The following is a 17,498-nucleotide window of genomic DNA, read 5'->3' as shown; positions in this document are numbered from 1 at the left end:
ACGCTCCCAGAATATAATTATTATACCTCATTCTTTCAGCATATCGCAACCTCTATCTTCTCCGCTTTTTATACAATATCCCCTTCTTACTTCCCTATCAATATCTTCTTACCTCTGAAAGCAAATCCATACTTCCGAATCCTTTTCTTTTCTATCCCTTTTGCCGCCAGCATAACTTCATACTCTTTCTCCTCAATCTGTCGCAGGGCCGCATTCACCGTAGCGCTTTAATAAAATCATTGTAGCCACTATCATAATCAGAAAACCAATCATGTATCATACTCTCGAACATAATGCGGACTTCCTTGTTCGTGAGTGCCAAACGATAAAAAACACGCCCCGTTCTCTCTACAAAGGTAGTTTTTGCTACTTTCAGATATCCGCCGGCGAGCAATAAACTCCAAATAGAGCTTTCCTTAACAGATAACTGATCATATACAATCTGTTCATCAATCAATACATCGATACATTTACCGCTTATCAGCGTCTCAAAATTCAGTTTAATATCCTTGCTTCCTTCACGAATCACTTTTCCAACCAGGCTGTTTGAACTGGTATTCGCCCAATAAGCTCCTAATTTCCCGGTATCCAAATAGTTCAAAATCGACCACGGATTATAAATGTCTGTATTCCCGCCAAATGTAAATCCATCATACCAATCTTTTACTTCATTTACCCGACCTGACATATCATATTCCGCCAAAGCGACAATGACCTCATTTTCCGTAAATCCAAAGCAGGTCGCGTATTCAGCCGATGTAGTTGTTACCACTTTCAAGTTATTTAGGTCCGAAAAAATCGACTCTTTACTGATCCTGGTTATTCCGGTCAAAAGCGCACGCTCCAGATATGGATTTGTCTTAAATGCCGCATTGAACATACTTCGCATGAAAGATACCAATTCGTCCCAATATCCATTTACAAATGCCTCCTGCATAGGGGTATCATATTCATCAAGAAGGATAATAACTTTTTTCCCATAATAACGCGAGAGGAAATCTGACATCTTGTGAATAGCCAGCGTTGCAATCGTTTCGTCCATATTCATCGAAACACTGCGAAAATATGCCTTTTCTTCTTCTGTCAGCAAATTCCCGTCCAAGAGAAAGATATGCTTATTATATAAATCTGTCAAAATCTGACCGATTCTCTGCTTTGTCATCTGGAAATTTCGTTCCTTAACGTTTGCAAAAGTTAAACTGATAACAGGAAAGGTTCCCTGCAATTTGCGATACTGTTCATCTCTCCATATATACATATCTTCGAATAGTGATTCCTGCCCCGCAAATTCCACAGAAAAAAACTGTATTACCATACTCATCGTCAGGGTCTTTCCAAAACGGCGCGGCCGGGTAATCAGAGTAACCTTATCTCTGCTCCCCCACCACTCTTCTATGAACATGGTTTTATCCACATAAAAGAGACGATTTCTGACTAAATCATCATACTCCTGATATCCGATCGATACTAATCTTCCCATAAAACCACTATCCTCTCTTTTCGCCCGTGCGTCATGATTTACTTCCATTATATCTATCTTGTTCTCTAATAACAAGCCGAAACTCTCTCCAACATCGCACACTTACACCCAAATAAGGTCCACTGGACCTTATTTCAGGTATGCATGGCAACTAGAATTGCACATTTACACTTGATTTCTTAAGCCGATTTTCCTTCTTATCTCAGCGTCTCATAATCAATCTTCCGGTTTTTGAAATAGTACTCCCTGTCATGTTCATTTACTTCGCGAAGGACTCTGCACGGATTTCCGACCGCCACTACATTAGAGGGAATATCCTTCGTGACAACGCTTCCCGCGCCGACCACCACATTATCGCCAATCGTAATGCCCGGCAGAACGATCACTCCCGCGCCAAGCCAGCAGTTTCTTCCGATATGCACCGGCATATTATACTGGTATCCCTGCTCGCGCAGCTCCGGTAAAATCGGGTGCCCTGCCGTCGCCAAGGTAACATTTGGGCCAAACATCGTATAATCTCCCACATAAATATGCGTATCATCTACCATGGTCAGATTAAAATTAGCATAGACGCCCTTCCCAAAATGCACATGGCCGCCGCCCATATTCGTGTGCAAGGGAGGTTCAATATAACAGTCTTCCCCTATTTCCGCAAACATCTCTTTCAGCATTGCCGCACGTTTTTCTAGTTCCGTAGGCCGCGTCATGTTAAAGTCATATAGACGATCCAGACGTTTTAACTGGTCTGCCAGAATCTCATCATCATGCGGATAATATAACTCTCCTGTATGTAATCTTTCTTTCATTGTGCTCATTGTTTTTCCTCCTTGTCTGCTATGTTTTTTAGTATGCCATGATTCTTCGAATCATGGCCCCTCCAGGGAATTTCAGCGCTCGCACTTCCTTTGTAAATGCACAAATGAATTAGTAAACTTAAAGTTTTCTCTATTTTTACAATTGTTTCTCCCACTCTGACCGCAGAATCCGCATCATAACAAAATCACTATATTCTCCATTATAATAATATCCTTGTTCCTGGATTCCTTCTCTCTTAAACCCCACTTTTTCATAAAATCTCAATGCATCTGCATTCTGTCCCACAACACCTATTGCAATCCGGTTCATATGATATTTTTTAAAAGCCAGCTGAAACATTAACTCAATAGTTTCTGTACCATACCCCTTACTCTGATCCTCAGGATTTGGCAAAATAATAGTGAGGTCAGTACAATGCCACTGCGGCCACATTCTAAGAAGCCCTGTCTCTCCAAGAATCTTTCCATTCAAATCCGTTACTGTATACCAGTCGCTGTCTTTTGTATCCGCATATTTTTCAGCCTCTTCTTTCGTAAGAGGAGCTGTAAATCCACACTGAAGCATAATTCTCGGCTGACTGAACCAATAAGAAAAATATTCTGCGTCCTCTTTTCTTCGCTCACGAAGAATCACATTTTTACCAACAATTCTCTTTTCCATAATGATACTCCATCACTTTCAAATCAATTTTTCACACCTACTCCACCGTCTTAGCATTCGGATAAATCCTATCCATCTTCTCATCGTCATAATGCATATCTACCCATTCCTGCCACCCGGACTTTGCTTCTATCCCTCTCCCTCTCTCGTCATACCGCACCAGCGCCATACAAGACACTACAATATTACAGCTCATGAACACGATCAGTCCCCATGTCAAAAGTTTTCCCCACAGCACCGGCAGTTTTTCAATCGCACGAGATACGATCGGATACAGCCGCTTGAACCACACGACAGCCGCAATGCCCCAGAAAAAACAATAGAGCAGATTAATTCTTCCTCCCAGGTTGAACGGGATATCGCTGTAATCCCAAAATACCGTTCCAAACACAAGCTCCGTAAAAACACTGCAAAAATACTCATACGCACCACCCAAAAGGGTCCCGATCCAGAAAAGGAAACTATCGGACCGATCCTTATACTTATACAGCATTGCCGTCACACTCGCAATGGCCAGTCCCCAGACAATACTGAACGGTCCCCACACCACGCTGCTTCTGCTCATCCAGACTCCGGCTGTCACCCTGCAGAATATCGTCTCCGTAATATCCCCCAGAAATGCTCCCACAAAAAACAACATCACGACCTTGTAGAATCCGCAGCCCTCCGCAAACGTTCCTTCTTTTTCCTCTTCCTCTATCCGCTCTATGGTCTGATACGCCTTATGAATACGAGCTTCCACATTCCCGGATATCCATTTTCCAAGGCGTGCGGCCACATTTGCGAACTGGCTGTCCACTGCCTCCCAGCGGTCCATTCTTCCGCTCTTTCCGATGAGTAAAATACACGTTGCCAATGCATCTACCGCCAGGATCACGACCAGCGCCCATAGAAGAATTTCACGGATTAGCCCCGGAATAAGTCTGTACATAGCAGTAAGCAGCGGATTCCCCCATTTCACACTGATGTAGCCCAACATGCCCCAGAGCAGTGACATAGGCGCTGCGATATAGCCGTCCAGATTCCATTTCATTTCGGAATAATTCCACCATCGCTCATGGTAAAAATGCGCAATCAAATGTCCGGCGCTCCATTCCAACGCCGTCGCATAAATCACGCCTCCCAGGAAAATCCAGGTTCCACCAAGGCCGCTTAGACCAATCGTCATAAGAACAGCCGCCGTACCATAAATTACACATACCGGACCATTGATCAATCCTCTGTTCACGAACTGCTTCTGCCTGCCCGCGGCAAACAAAGTCTCAAGTACCCACCCGGCAAAGGAATACGCAAAAAACAACCACAAAAGCTCATATCCTGTGTAACTCATATGTTTCTTTCCCCATTTCTAAATTTCTTTGTCCCTCACCCGATTACTTCTGTTCCACTGCAGAGTTTTTATTTCATATGACGCGCCTTCCTATGAAATAAAAATCGTCTGTACCAGCAGCATATAGCAGATTGTTCCCCCGGCAATCGAAAGAAGCATCTGTCTTTTCCACATATGTAATCCCACCACAACTACGATGGAAATCAGTTCCGGTATCCCGTGACTGCCCGACAAAACATGCACATTCTTCAGACAGTACACCACCAAAAGTCCAAATACTGCCGACGGCAGTACTCTTCCCAAATATTTTATGTACTCCGGGGTTGGCTTTCCCGCCGGAAAAAGCAAAAAAGGCAGGAAACGGGTAAGGGCCGTGCCGAGTACAATTACCCCGATTGTAATCATCTGCTGCGATATCGTCATCATAGCTGCTGCCCTCCTTTCTCCATTCGTCCTCTCAGCAAAGTCAAAACGCCAAGAATCGCAAGCATCGCCGGAATCATGAAATTCTCCGCGCCAAAGACAAGAAGACAGGCGTAAGACAGACCCACTCCAAGCATGGCACTGGTATGACGTTTTTCTTTCAGCCACTGTTCCATAAAAATCACTACGAACATAGCCGTCATCACAAAGTCCAGCCCTTTCGTATTAAAATGAATCAGCGACCCAAAGATGCCTCCCAGGGTTGCTCCCGTAAACCAATATAAATGATTCAAAAGTGTGACGAAGAACATGAACCAGCCCCTGTCCACATCTTCCGGAACCTCAGCCGTATAATTGATTGAAAAGCTCTCGTCACACATACCAAATATAAGATAGAACTTTTTCCACCCCGTCCCCCTGTATCGGTCCAGCATGGAAATTCCATAAAACAAATGTCTCGCATTGATCATCAGTGTCATCACTAGTGCCTGCAGTGGATTAAATGTCCCGAGCAGCGCCTACCGCCACAAATTCTATGGAACCCGCAAAAATAATAAGGCTCATTACCATCGGATACAAAAAACTGAAACCCGAGACATTCATATAGATCCCATACGTCAGTCCCAGGAACCAAAATCCCGCAAAAATCGGGATTGTATGCGGAAACGCCGCAAGGAACGCCTTTTTTAAAACATTTGATTTCTTTTGCATCATAAACCTCACAAACATCTGGTACATGCTCCCATTTGCTTGCAGCTAATAAGACCATACACCAGTTATACTCATATTCTCAATCATAACATTGATTTTCTCTTCAATCAATTCCGCTGTTCATATTTTGTTTTCCCTCTTCTTAATAATAAAAATCACAAAGATTAAGTAACCCCTTTAGGATTTCAAACATTTCTCTCTCATTTCTATTAGGTATACACTTCTCCAGCTCATTGCATGAAAACGCTGCCGTAAGTATCGGCTGTTCGCCGCACCTTTCTACCATCAGCTCCTGCTCTCCAATCCCCAAAACCGCCCGCACTTTTTCTATATGCTTCTCAAATGTGGTCACACTGTTGATTTCGCCTTCAAACAAGTGGTTAAGTGTCGGACGGCTAATACCTGCTGCCTTTGAAAAAGAAATCTTTGTATATCCCTTTTCCTTGATAATTTCAAATAGATTCGCTCCTACCCGCTTTCGTTCGTCAAATAATATTTCTATATTATAGTAATTCATCTCTCTCCTTTCTCCACATTTGATGTAAATATATTACCTCATATTTCTATAAAAGGGAATGTAAAATTTTTTACGTGCCCTTAACGATATAAGACATTCCACCACAAGCAGTAATGGAATGCCTTATTTGCAATTAAACTATTAAGATTCTATATCATATACTTTACCTTCTCAATAACACCGCATTATTTATTGCCGCATTTTTCTCTTTCAGGGTATAAAACAATTCTTTCTCCCCTGTTTCCAAGTCATAACCTATAATTTCTGATTCATATGAAATATAATATACTTTACTATTTTGCATAGAAATCAGTTTATCCATCTGCAATCCCTCAAATATAGACGACTTCTGGGATTTTTCATCTTTCAGTTTGTACCAATCTCCTATTTGATAATAAATATCACCAGAAGAATCTAATGCAATCGCTGTCATATATCCTTCCTCAACATCTGCAACTTTTCGTATGCTTTCCGTTGCTAAATCCATCTCATAAATCGTATTCACACCAAAAGATTCTTCTCCCATATTATTTGCCATCTTCTCATCAAATTCCGACTGGGAATATGTATTGAAGACAATTTTCTCCAAATCAGGATTATAATTCACCTGCCATACAAATGCATCCTCATCCTTCAGTATCCGACATATTTTTCCATTTTCAAACTTAAACAGTCCCATCGCCCTTGTTCCATTTTCAACAGCTACAAGATACACTCTGTCTGCAAATGGTAAAATATAATTAACGGCAAATAAAGAATCTGTCAAGCGCTCCCCTTCCAAACTTCCGCACCTCTTTCGATAAGTCTCATCATCGCCTGCTCCATCTTCCCGGTGGGTGTAATATACCTCATCCGTTGAATCTAAGTATACAGTCAAAGGATATTGAGATGTGTAAGGAATTTCCGAATTTTCCTCTATCTTCTTCGTCTCAAAATCAGAAATATAAGTGTAAGTATTAAGCTTATCTCCTTCTTCTTTTGTAACAGTAAATGAGAAATAATACGGCGGATTCTCTTTCTGCTTTTCTGGTTGTTTCCCTTCCTCCTTCTCTTTCGGTACCTGCGACTTCGTACAGCCAGATAAAATTACCATACCTACAATCATAAATGATGGCATCTTCAAAAATCATCAGCAAATTTTTCCGGCCTCACACCATTTCCCTCTCCATCTCCTCAATCACCGCAAGCAATATTTCTATACCGAGATGACCGTCCACCGGACGGTCACTTAGGTATGCCTGGCAACTCGAAAATCCGCTCATCACCGCGCGGTCCGCAGCCTGCCTTCCCCGATACTCCGGCGACAGATTCGTATGCAGGTAAAGTGTCCCCATACTGGCTCTGTTTCCTCCTCCGATATCGCACGTCTCATCATTTCCGATCATCAGGCACTCTTCCGGCTCTAAGCCGTACTCCACAAACAACGCCTCGAAAAATCGGAGGTTCGGTTTCTTCACCCCATAATCAGAAGAAAGCAAAATACCGTCAAAATATTTCCCGATATCCAGCCCGCTCAGTTCATGAGCCGTAAACACTCTTTGTGCATTGGAGAGCAGATAGATTTTTCTGCCCTGTCCCCGAAGCCCCGCAAGCAGCCCATGTACTCCCGGATACAGCCGGATATACTCCGTCGAATATTCCCGGAACTTTTTACAGATATCAAGAAGCTCCTCCCCCTCTATCTGCACCTGTTTCCGGAAAAATAACTCCGCAAATACTTCCTCAATCTGAATCTCATCTGCACACCGCTGTTTTTCACGGATCCGTTCTTCAAACTCCTTCTGCATCGCCCGGGGCTGATACGCTGCCCCGTATTCGCGGTAAAGCCGCGCCATTTTTTTCCATAATTCCTTGCTTTTTTCATCTGTATGAATATCCACCAGGGTTCCATACAGATCAAATACCACATTTTTATACCTCATACCGTTCCATCGCCTCATATACCCGCAGGATTTCCCCTACACTCCACGCCTGTGCAAAACACCCGCGCGAAAACCCGGGCACTTCCCCGTCATAAATCTCCGGTAGCTGCCCCACGCAGCCTTCCCGCAGAGCACATTCCATGCTTTCAAGCCGGCGCTCTACTTCTTCCCGCGCTTCCCTGGAATATCCATGTGTTTTCAGATAGGCCAGATAGTACGCTCCCAGGGGAAATACCCACACGGTTCCCTGATGGTACGCCAGGTCCCGCTTTATCTGCTCTCCTTTGTAAGCCTTGCAGAACTGCGGATCACTTTTTTCCAGGGTCCGAAGCCCGCAGGGTGTGTAGAGCTTTTCAAATACCGTATCCACCACCTGCCTTGCCTGCTCCTCGTCCAAAGCAGAAAAAGGCATGGACACGGCCCAAATCTGGTTACAGCGGATCTGTTCGTCTGCCGCTGTCCCGGAAATCACATCTTTCAGGCATCTTGCGGCAGGATTCCAGAATTTCTCCCGAAAACTCTCTTTTACCTGCGCGGCCAGAACTTTATACTCCGTCCGCTCCCCCAGGAGCGGTCCAAACTGCTCCATGATGCAGAGAGCATTGTACCAATAGGCATTGATTTCCACCGGCTTCCCGTGCCGCGGTGTCGGCAGGATCTGACCGACCCGCACGTCCATCCAGGTCACCTGATCCAGATTCCCTCCCGCCAGTATCAACCCGTCCTCGTCCATATGGATTCCGTACAGAGTTCCTTCCTTATAATAGGAAATAATCTCCCGCATGACGCCCCACATTTCTCCCACGAAGGACAGGTCTTTGGTTTTCTCAAAATAAAGGTACACGGCATTGATGAACAAAAGCGCCGCATCGGCCGTATTGTACTGCGGCGCATTCCCGCCTTCCGGAAACAGATTCGGCATCAGCCCATTTTTACAATATGCGGCAAAGGTCCGAAGAATACTTTTCGCCGTCTTAGTCTGTCCGGTGGTGATACAGCAGCCCGCAATCGCGATCATGGTATCCCTTCCCCAGTCCTCAAAGAACGGATAACCCGCCAGCATCGTCTTCCCTCCGGTAGAATCCCGGCGGGCCACAAACTGGTTCGCACTCTTCGCCAGCATTCTTGCCATCTCGTGCCGCAGATGTGACGCGTCGGCAAGCCCCTCGCGGTACGCTTTTGCCTCCTTAAGAACCGAAGCTGCATTCGTTTCAATCCCTTCCATGCTATATATAATTTCCAGTTTTCCGGCCTTTCCTGCCCTCACTCGTTTTTCTATCCGATGATTCACGTAAGTCCTTCCATACGCCGGCCTTCCATCACACGCATCGTAGGCGTAGTAAAGATTCTCGATCACTCTTGGCGGAATCTGCCGCAGCTTACCATTCGTCTTAAAATACACCTGAATTCCATCGGAAGAAATCGAATCCGGGGTCATCTCGAACCGTTTTTCCCGGGCCATTTGTGTCCCCTTCGGGACAAATTGCAGATGCGGCGTCACGCAAAACGTCACATCATTTTGCGTCCGGTTCTCGATTTCATACCGCACGGCCACAAGGTTAGCCCCCTGTTTCATCGCCATCTCTTTTACGATCGTCACCCCGTCCACATCATAGGTCCACTGTGGATAATCCTCAAACGTAAAACTGCTTAAGTTTCGGTAGCCTCTTTCATTTTGCCCGCTATCTGCATATTCCTGGCTGGAAAGGCAGATGCAGGCGTCATCCCTCTCAAGGCATTCCTCCAGACGGTGGATCAGATTATACCGGTGGTTCGGCGCTTCGGTGCACCCCATCAAAAATGCATGGTCATTCCTGGAATTAGACCCGATGATCGTCGCCGAAGAAAAGCCGCCCAGACCATTGGTCAGCAGATAGCAGTTCTCCTGCCCCCGCGCTAGCGTCGTAAAATCCTGCTTCCCATAGATGAATTTCATAATCGCTCCTCCTTAGGCGGCAGCCGGAAGCTGATCTTCGTCAGATCTCTGATCCTCTTAAGCAGCTCCGGCGTCAGGCTTTCCCGCCCAAGCCTCCATTTCCAGTTACAGCCCAGCGTAGACGGCTGATTGATCCTCGCTTCCTTTCCCAGCCCCAGATAATCCTGAATCGGAATCATACACAAATTTGCCGTACTCATCATCGCCAGACGAACCATATCCCAATGAATCCTGTCCGCAGGAGTGCCCGCGTTATCCATATACGCGTGCAGCAATTCTAACTGCTCCTCCTCCAGATCCTGATACCAGGACACGATCGTATCATTATCATGCGTTCCCGTATAGACCACACAATTCTTGTCATAGTCATGCGGCAGGTATCCCGTCTCCTTCTCCGGTTCAAATGCGAATTCCAATACCTTCATGTTCGGGTATCCGCTGTCCGCCACCAGCTTCTCCACCGACCAGGTCATAAGTCCCAAGTCTTCTGCGATCACTTCACGCCTGCCGAGATTTCTCTCCAATGTCCAGAACAAATCCATGCCCGGCCCCTTCTCCCAGTGCCCTTCCATCGCAGTTTCGGCGCCGAAGGGAATGGAATAATACTCATCAAACCCGCGGAAATGATCGATCCGGACCACATCGTAGAGCTTATAGCAGTGTGCCATTCGCCTGGTCCACCATTCATACCCTGTCTGCCTGTGATACTCCCAGCGGTAAAGTGGATTCCCCCACAACTGCCCGGTCTCGGAAAATGCATCGGGCGGACACCCGGCGACCGCTGACGGAAGATTCTCTTCGTCAAACTGGAATAGCTGCGGGTCTGCCCATGCGTCTGCGCTGTCAAACGCCACATAGATCGGGATATCCCCCACAATGCGGATTCCCTTCTCATTGGCGTAGGCCTTTAATCTGGTCCACTGCTCAAAAAACTTGAACTGCAAATACTGATAAAATTCGATTTCAAAATAGCAGGTCTCTCTGTAGTAATCCAGCGCAAAGCCCCATCTGAGGCGGATATCCTCGGCCCACTCGTTCCATGCCGCTCCGCCGAACCGGTTCTTTACCGCCATAAACAAGGCATAGTTCTCCAGCCAATCCGCATTTTCCTGCCGGAACTTGTGGAATTTCTCATTTTTGTAGATCTCGCTTCGCTCATACGCCTTATAAAGCAACTTAAAACGCTCATTATAAAGTTTTTCATAGTCAATTTTTTCTACGCCTGAACTCGCCTTCCCTCCAAAGTCGCACGCCTCGCACTCTTCCTCCGTCAGCACGCCTTCCTCGATCAGCTGCTCCAGATCGATAAAATACGGGTTCCCGGCAAACGTGGAAAACGACTGATACGGCGAATCCCCGTAGCTTGTAGGCCCAAGGGGCAATATCTGCCAATAGGACTGCCCCGCCTCATGAAGCCAGTCTACGAATTCATATGCTTCTTTGGAAAATGCCCCGATTCCATAGCGGGACCATATACTAAAAACCGGCAACAATATGCCGCTCGCTCTTTTCATACCCGATTTCTCCCTTCTACGCGCTCCTTTTCTTCTCTTTGGCCTCACGCATACCGAACACACGGACAGACATGGACGAAAGCCTTGCCTTCTCCTCCCTCTTTGCCGTCTGCCAGATATAGCTGCTGCTCTCATCTACCAAAAGCTCCCACTCTCCCGGCGGAAGCTGAAAATCCTGTGCCTTGTCCGTACTGTTATAGCAGACGGTGAGCACCTTCCATTTCTCACATTCTCTGTTGTCCACACAGAACTGAAGACACCCCTTTGCCGGAATCCTTCTCTCAAAAATCCGCTCGCCCGCCCGGGACGACTTATCCATAAGCCCGGGCATCTGCTTCCGAAACGCGATCAGTCCCCGGTAATAGGTCAGCAGCTCCTCATACTCATAGATCCGCTTCCAATCCAGCTGATTCACCTCCGGCGAGGAGGTAAAGCTGTTGCTGTCCCCCATTTTCGTTCTGGCCCCTTCCTCCCCGGAAAGGAAGAAAAGTCTGCCCTGGCAGGTAAAATATACGGCCGCCGCCATTTTATTTGCCCGCAGGACCTCCTGGTCGCGCCGAAGGAAGGACTCTCCCGGCCGCATCGTCACCATCAGCTTATCCCACAAAGTCAGGTTGTCATGCGCGGAGACATAGGACACGATCTGCCGCGGCGACCTGGCGCGGAACTCCTCATTTTCATCGGTCCACGCGCGCACGGAATGCAAAATGTCCTTCTCCAGCTCTTTCCCGCCATTTACAAATCCCGGAACCTCCTCATAGAACACATGGCCCTTGATGGCATCCCGCGTGTTGTCACAGAACACCCCGATATCCGGGTGCAGCTCTCCGATATGCTCCTTCAGGCAGGGAATGGCGCCCTCCCTCATCGGCGTATCCGACGCCCTCCACGGTTCCCCGTATATGATGACCTCGCCCTTGCCGAACCGTTCGTTAAGCCTGCACTGAATCTCATTCATCAGATCCACATTCAAAAGCCCCATCAGATCAAACCGAAATCCGTCCATATGGTACTCCTCTGCCCAGTAAAGGACCGACTCCAGAATATATTTACTGCACATCTCCCTCTCGCTCGCCAGGTCATTGCCGCAGGCCGAGCCATCGGAGTAGGTCCCGTCCTCATACTGGCGGTAAAAATAGTGCGGCGCCGTTCTGGAAAACCAGGAATCCACCGAATAGGTGTGATTGTAGACCACGTCCATGATCACCCGTATCCCGTTTTTGTGAAGCGCCATGACCAGCTCCTTTAATTCCCGGATCCGCACCTCCCCCGAGAACGGGTCGGTCGAGTAGGAGCCTTCCGGCACATTATAATTAAGCGGATCATAACCCCAGTTATATTCCCGCGCGTCCCCGGCCTCATCGACCGAACCAAAATCAAACACCGGCATGAGCTGTACGTGCGTCACGCCAAGCTCTTTTAAGTAATCCAGACAGGTCGGGTGGACGCCGTCATGTTCCAGCGTGGTCCCTTCCACGGTAAATGCTTTATACTTTCCTCTGTACGCCTCCGGAACCCCGCTCGCAGGATCGTAGGAAAAATCCTTGACGTGCAATTCATAGATGATCTGCTCCGGCGTTTTTTTCGGAGCCTTATCCTCCTCCCAGCCCGCTGGGCCAGTCCGTTTAAGATCGACTACCATGCTTCTCCTGCCGTTGCAGCTGCAGGCTTTTGCATAAGGGTCCGCACTTCTTACACGTTTCCCGTCCGCCTCAATCGTAAAATCATAGTAGGTCCCGTGAAGATTACGTTCCTCCAGGTACGACCACACGCCTTTTTCCTCCGGCTTCATGGCCAGAGTTTTAGGGCGCCCGCCTTCTCCGTCCTCATAAAAATTCAGATATACGCGATCCGCCAGCGGACTCCAGAGTTTAAAGCAGGTTCTTCCCGCTTTGCAGCTCACTCCCAGATCCGTTCCCTGATACAAATAGTTTTCCTTAAACTCAGTGCTATCATAATATTTTTTGTATTCGTACACCTGCATTTTAACAACTCCATTCCCATATCTGCTTTTCTAAAATATATCCCGGCACAATGCTGATGTGCTACCCCAAATAAGGTCCACAGGATTTTTCCTTAAGTATGCCTGACAAACCAAATAGGGTACTGCGACCCAAACGCCACAGTACCCTATATACCTCCTTAAAATCCAGAGGATAGAACAGCCGTCTGCTAACCTTTTACCGCACCAGCCATTCCGTTTACATAATACCTCTGCATAAACAGGAACAATGCAGCAATCGGTATAGAGATCAACACGGCCCCCGCGGCAAAGCAGGTATACCAGCTATCTATGTATTCTTTTTCCAGCATTCTCCAAAGACCGATCGCCACCGTATAGTAATCCGCATTTGCACGGCAGATTACCTTCGCAAAGATGAAATCCACCCACGGTCCGATGAAGGCGGTCAGGACCGTATACACAATCACCGGCTTGCTGAGCGGCAGCGTGATCTTATAGAAGATCTGCCAGCGGGTGCAGCCGTCGATCAGGGCTGCCTCGTCAATGGCCAGCGGGATCGTATCAAAGAATCCCTTGGCGATCTGGAATCCAAGTCCCGCGCCGCCGGAATAACAGAGAACCAGTGCCAGCCGGATCAGCCCTCCCTCGGAAAGCCCGAGCGCTTTCAGGATAAAGTATACGGCTACCATGGACATAAAGCCCGGGAACAGTCCCAGAACCATGGCCATATTCATGTACGGCTTTCTCATCTTAAAGCGCAGTCTGGAAAGGCAATAAGAGACAGCCAGCACGTAAAAGGTCGATAACAGGCAGGAGCAAATCGCAATAAAGAGCGTGTTTGCAAACATTTTCGGGAAGTTCAGGATCGTCGTGTCCGTAAACAGTCTTGCGTAGTTATCAAGTGTATAGCTCTGAGGAAGGAAGGTGGACACATAGGACCCCTTCTCTGCCCTGAAGCTGGTCAGCACGACCCAGGCAATCGGGAACACCCAGATGACAGCCAGGATTGCCAGCGAAATATGTACAATAGTGTTATTCACGATCCGCACACGTTTTGCGGATCTTTCCTTTTTTACTGCCATTTCTAGAATCCCTCCTCGTCTTTGTAAGATTTACTGTTGCGATAGGTAACAAGCGCGCCGACCGCAAGGATAATAAAGGTCAAAATACCGATGACCGCACCGATATTGTAATACTGCTTGTCGATGGTCAGCTTGTAGAGCCAGGTAACCAAAAGGTCCGTGCTTCCTGCCGTCGATGACAGATCCACGACCGGGTCTCCTCCGGAAAGCAGGTAAATAATGTTAAAGTTATTTACATTTCCGGTAAAGGTAGCGATCAGGTACGGCGTCGTCACGAACAGCATATACGGCAGCGTGATCTTTGAGAAAATCTGAAGCGCATTCGCGCCGTCCACCCGGGCCGCCTCGTAAAGCTCTGTCGGAATATTCTGGAGTACGCCCGTCAACTGCAGAAGCGTATACGGTACGCCTACCCAGATATTGATCACGATGACTGTCACCTTCGCCCACAGAGGATCCGTAAAGAACGGTAGTGCGCTGTCGGCTGCGATCCAGCCCATGTTTCTAAGGAGTACGTTCACCGCTCCATTTGGCTGCAGCATCGTCCGCATGATCAGAAGGGATACAAAGGACGGTACCGCACAGGAAAGCACGAAGCAGAAACGCCAGAAGCCTTTTGCCTTTGTCCCGTCACGGTTGATCACGATAGCCAGGATCATACCGAATATGTAGTTCGTAAAGGTCGCGAAGAACGCCCACACAAGCGTCCAGACCAGTACGGACCAGAAAGTACTTCCCAGGATACTGGAAGAATCGAACAGCGCCTTAAAATTGTCAAGTCCGACCCAGTCAAACAGTACCAGGTGGTTGCCGATCTTGCTGTAGTTGGTAAACGCCATACAGATCATGAAGATCAGCGGCAATACCGTAAGTCCGAAAATGAAGGTCAGCGACGGAGTCATCAACAGGCGGTGCACATTCTCATGTCCCAGCGTTTTCACATCTTCCATAAAAGTATTGACATGCTTGCCCTCTTTTTCCAGACATTTTGCCTTGTATCCGCTTTTTACGGTGCCACACCAGATCCATACCATAAGCAGGGTCAGCATCACGGTCGCCACGCCATACAGAAGGATCAGTACCGAATTATCCCCCTGCGTATATTCGTAGATCTGCAGCGTCTCATCCCATACCTCCTGCTGCTCAACACTTCCAAGCGACGGCAGCATGGCCAGGCAATGAAATCCGTTCGTTACCATAAATACGATGTACATAATTTCCACTGCAAGGAACATGATTCCCTTTGCAACCTGTTTATGCATGATATTTCCCAGTCCCATGACCAACAAAGAGAGTCTGGTATCAACCCCCCCGTCGGCGACTGCGGCCTTCACCGTATAAGGAGTCGGAAAATCATTTACTTTCTTTTTAAATATTCCCATAACTCTTTACCTCATCTATCCCTTTCCTAGATTCCATCGCTGTTCATTGCATCGTTCATTGCTTCTGTCTGTTCCTTGGCGTTCTCGTGGGTAACGGTCTTGTTACGAATACCTTTCCCCATGTTCTCGACCGGCGTCCAGCAGTTTGCCATCTTGCTCACGAACGGCTGTAAAATGGAAGTACGGTTAAACGTATCGTTCTGCGCATTTACCAGCATATCTGTGGCAATTTCCTCCTCCTGAAGTAATTCTTCATTACAGGGAACCACACTTCTCAGCTCATAATGGAGCTTCTGCGCCTCGGCAGAGCCAAGGTAAACGGCCAGCTGAATGGAAGCAACCATGTGGTCTGAGGTGGCATTTACGCCAATCGCTTTGGAACCTGCATAGGCCATCATCTGCTTCTCTTCCCCGTTCAGCGTATAGGTCGGAAGCGCAGCTACGCCCATATTATCTCCGAGGATTTCCTTGATACTGCCTGCGTCCCAGGAACCGGTGAACATGGCATTAATGCTTCCGTCACGAAGTCCTGCCATACCGGAGCCGTCCGCATCAACCACGAAATTCGGGTGATCCATCAGATCGATCAGGTAATCCGTTACTTCCTTCGCCTTCTCGCCGGAGAAATCCACGCCGGCCTCTTCCACGGTTCCGTCTTCAAACAAGGTACAGCCATTGCCCACATAGAATGAAGGGAGATACCAGGAGTTGGTGAACGGGAAGGACACCACGCCTTTTTCCAGCATCGTATCCAGATTCTTCACATCTTCCTCTGAAAATACACTCTTGTCATAGAACATATACCAGGTGTTCGTGGTAAACGGTACGCCGTAGAGATACCCGTCTGCTCTAAGGGAATTCACTACAGTCTCCGAATTGGTGCTGACAACCGCCTCCTCATAGATGCCGCCGAACTTCGCTGCCGCCTTGGCATCGGTCAGAACCGTCAGGTTGTCGTTTGCATACATGAACACATCTGCGCTGGCCTCAGCGTCCTGTGCCACCTGCGTTGCAGCGGTCGCCTCATCCGCCACGCCATACACAAAATCAATGTCGTATTCCGGGTGCTGCTCTGCAAATGCCTCGCAGCATTTCTGCAGCCATTCACCGCTATCCTTGGACTGGTCCTCCGACGGCGCCCATACCATAAGACGGATACTCTCTACTTCTCCCTCTTTTGGTACTGACTGCTTGGACTTCCCACACCCGGCCAGCAGGGCCAGTCCTAATACAACAGTCATAAGAATTGAAACACATTTTCTCATTGCCTTTCCTTCTCCTCCTTTTAAAAAGTTTCGCTTAGTTTCCTTGATTTCAATATTAACCAGTTTTTTTCCTGTTGTCAACTAATATTTTATGATTTATTCATATTTTTTTCATATTTTCGCTCGTATTTATTGTGGTTTTGTCTATATGCTCGTTCTTTTCTTTATACCCAATTACGAAACATTACTAAATCATACTGTTTTTCATACTTCTGCGCAAGGAGGGACGTTGTAAAAACAGCAATTCAGTAAGATTTACGCGAAAATCAATATCAAAAATTGTATAAAAATAGAACAAATCAGATTTCCGCAGAGCTGTTTTCGAATGGAATCTTGCAATTTTCGTTCAGACTTTGTATAATGGAACCAATTCAACTACATGATATCAGGGTAACAAGGTCATGTATGACATTTACGTGCCAACATACGACTTTAGAACCCGCAAAACGCCGAAAACTAGTCACATATAATATTCGCAAATAATGAGGGAGGTCCAT

General features: G+C 47.2%; 13 protein-coding genes and 2 pseudogenes. All 15 read right to left on the bottom strand.

Annotated elements, in window-relative coordinates:
- Positions 1 to 86 precede the first annotated feature (86 nt).
- The 15 genes and pseudogenes from ABXS75_07715 to ABXS75_07645 all read right to left on the bottom strand — a co-directional run bounded on the left by ABXS75_07715 (position 87) and on the right by ABXS75_07645 (position 17,001).
- A pseudogene (locus ABXS75_07715) lies at positions 87 to 1,480 on the bottom strand (AAA family ATPase).
- A 197-nt stretch (positions 1,481 to 1,677) separates the two neighbouring features.
- Positions 1,678 to 2,295, bottom strand: coding sequence for a sugar O-acetyltransferase (locus ABXS75_07710; protein XCP86668.1), 618 nt, complete (start codon positions 2,293 to 2,295; stop codon positions 1,678 to 1,680).
- Between the two features lie 136 nt (positions 2,296 to 2,431).
- On the bottom strand, positions 2,432 to 2,956 hold the full coding sequence (locus tag ABXS75_07705; protein ID XCP86667.1) for a GNAT family protein: 525 nt from the start codon (positions 2,954 to 2,956) through the stop codon (positions 2,432 to 2,434).
- Positions 2,957 to 2,993: 37 nt separating this feature from the next.
- A complete protein-coding gene (locus tag ABXS75_07700) occupies positions 2,994 to 4,286 on the bottom strand; it encodes a putative ABC transporter permease (protein XCP86666.1) in 1,293 nt (430 codons plus the stop codon).
- A 90-nt stretch (positions 4,287 to 4,376) separates the two neighbouring features.
- Entirely contained in the window at positions 4,377 to 4,709 is a 333-nt protein-coding gene (locus ABXS75_07695; GenBank protein ID XCP87107.1) for a branched-chain amino acid transporter permease, read from the bottom strand.
- A pseudogene (gene azlC / locus ABXS75_07690) lies at positions 4,709 to 5,420 on the bottom strand (azaleucine resistance protein AzlC). Before azlC ends, ABXS75_07695 begins: the two are co-directional and overlap by 1 nt.
- Before the next feature lie 142 nt (positions 5,421 to 5,562).
- Complete coding sequence (locus tag ABXS75_07685) at positions 5,563 to 5,937, bottom strand: helix-turn-helix transcriptional regulator (protein XCP86665.1); 375 nt, start codon at positions 5,935 to 5,937, stop codon at positions 5,563 to 5,565.
- Positions 5,938 to 6,100: 163 nt separating this feature from the next.
- On the bottom strand, positions 6,101 to 7,042 hold the full coding sequence (locus ABXS75_07680; protein XCP86664.1) for a hypothetical protein: 942 nt from the start codon (positions 7,040 to 7,042) through the stop codon (positions 6,101 to 6,103).
- 43 nt (positions 7,043 to 7,085) lie between these two features.
- Positions 7,086 to 7,859: an HAD family hydrolase gene (locus tag ABXS75_07675; GenBank protein XCP86663.1), complete on the bottom strand. Its 774-nt coding sequence runs from the start codon at positions 7,857 to 7,859 to the stop codon at positions 7,086 to 7,088.
- The gene (locus ABXS75_07670; GenBank protein ID XCP86662.1) at positions 7,849 to 9,795 is read right to left on the bottom strand and encodes an amylo-alpha-1,6-glucosidase; all 1,947 of its coding nucleotides are present in this window, start codon (positions 9,793 to 9,795) and stop codon (positions 7,849 to 7,851) included. The genes ABXS75_07675 and ABXS75_07670 overlap by 11 nt, the downstream gene beginning before the upstream one ends.
- On the bottom strand, positions 9,792 to 11,309 hold the full coding sequence (gene malQ / locus ABXS75_07665) for a 4-alpha-glucanotransferase (protein XCP86661.1): 1,518 nt from the start codon (positions 11,307 to 11,309) through the stop codon (positions 9,792 to 9,794). The genes ABXS75_07670 and malQ overlap by 4 nt, the downstream gene beginning before the upstream one ends.
- 16 nt (positions 11,310 to 11,325) lie before the next feature.
- A complete protein-coding gene (gene pulA / locus ABXS75_07660) occupies positions 11,326 to 13,293 on the bottom strand; it encodes a type I pullulanase (protein ID XCP86660.1) in 1,968 nt (655 codons plus the stop codon).
- A gap of 188 nt (positions 13,294 to 13,481) precedes the next feature.
- Entirely contained in the window at positions 13,482 to 14,354 is an 873-nt protein-coding gene (locus ABXS75_07655; protein ID XCP86659.1) for a sugar ABC transporter permease, read from the bottom strand.
- A 2-nt stretch (positions 14,355 to 14,356) separates the two neighbouring features.
- Positions 14,357 to 15,736, bottom strand: a complete 1,380-nt coding sequence (locus ABXS75_07650) for a sugar ABC transporter permease (protein XCP86658.1) — start codon at positions 15,734 to 15,736, stop codon at positions 14,357 to 14,359.
- A gap of 26 nt (positions 15,737 to 15,762) precedes the next feature.
- Positions 15,763 to 17,001: an extracellular solute-binding protein gene (locus ABXS75_07645; GenBank protein ID XCP86657.1), complete on the bottom strand. Its 1,239-nt coding sequence runs from the start codon at positions 16,999 to 17,001 to the stop codon at positions 15,763 to 15,765.
- Positions 17,002 to 17,498: the final 497 nt, after the last annotated feature.

Source organism: Roseburia hominis, assembly GCA_040702975.1.
GTDB classification, from domain to species: Bacteria; Bacillota; Clostridia; order Lachnospirales; family Lachnospiraceae; genus Allocoprococcus; species Allocoprococcus hominis_A.
The sequence above is the reverse complement of the archived record's forward strand: the minus strand, read 5'-3'. Positions and strand labels throughout refer to the sequence as shown.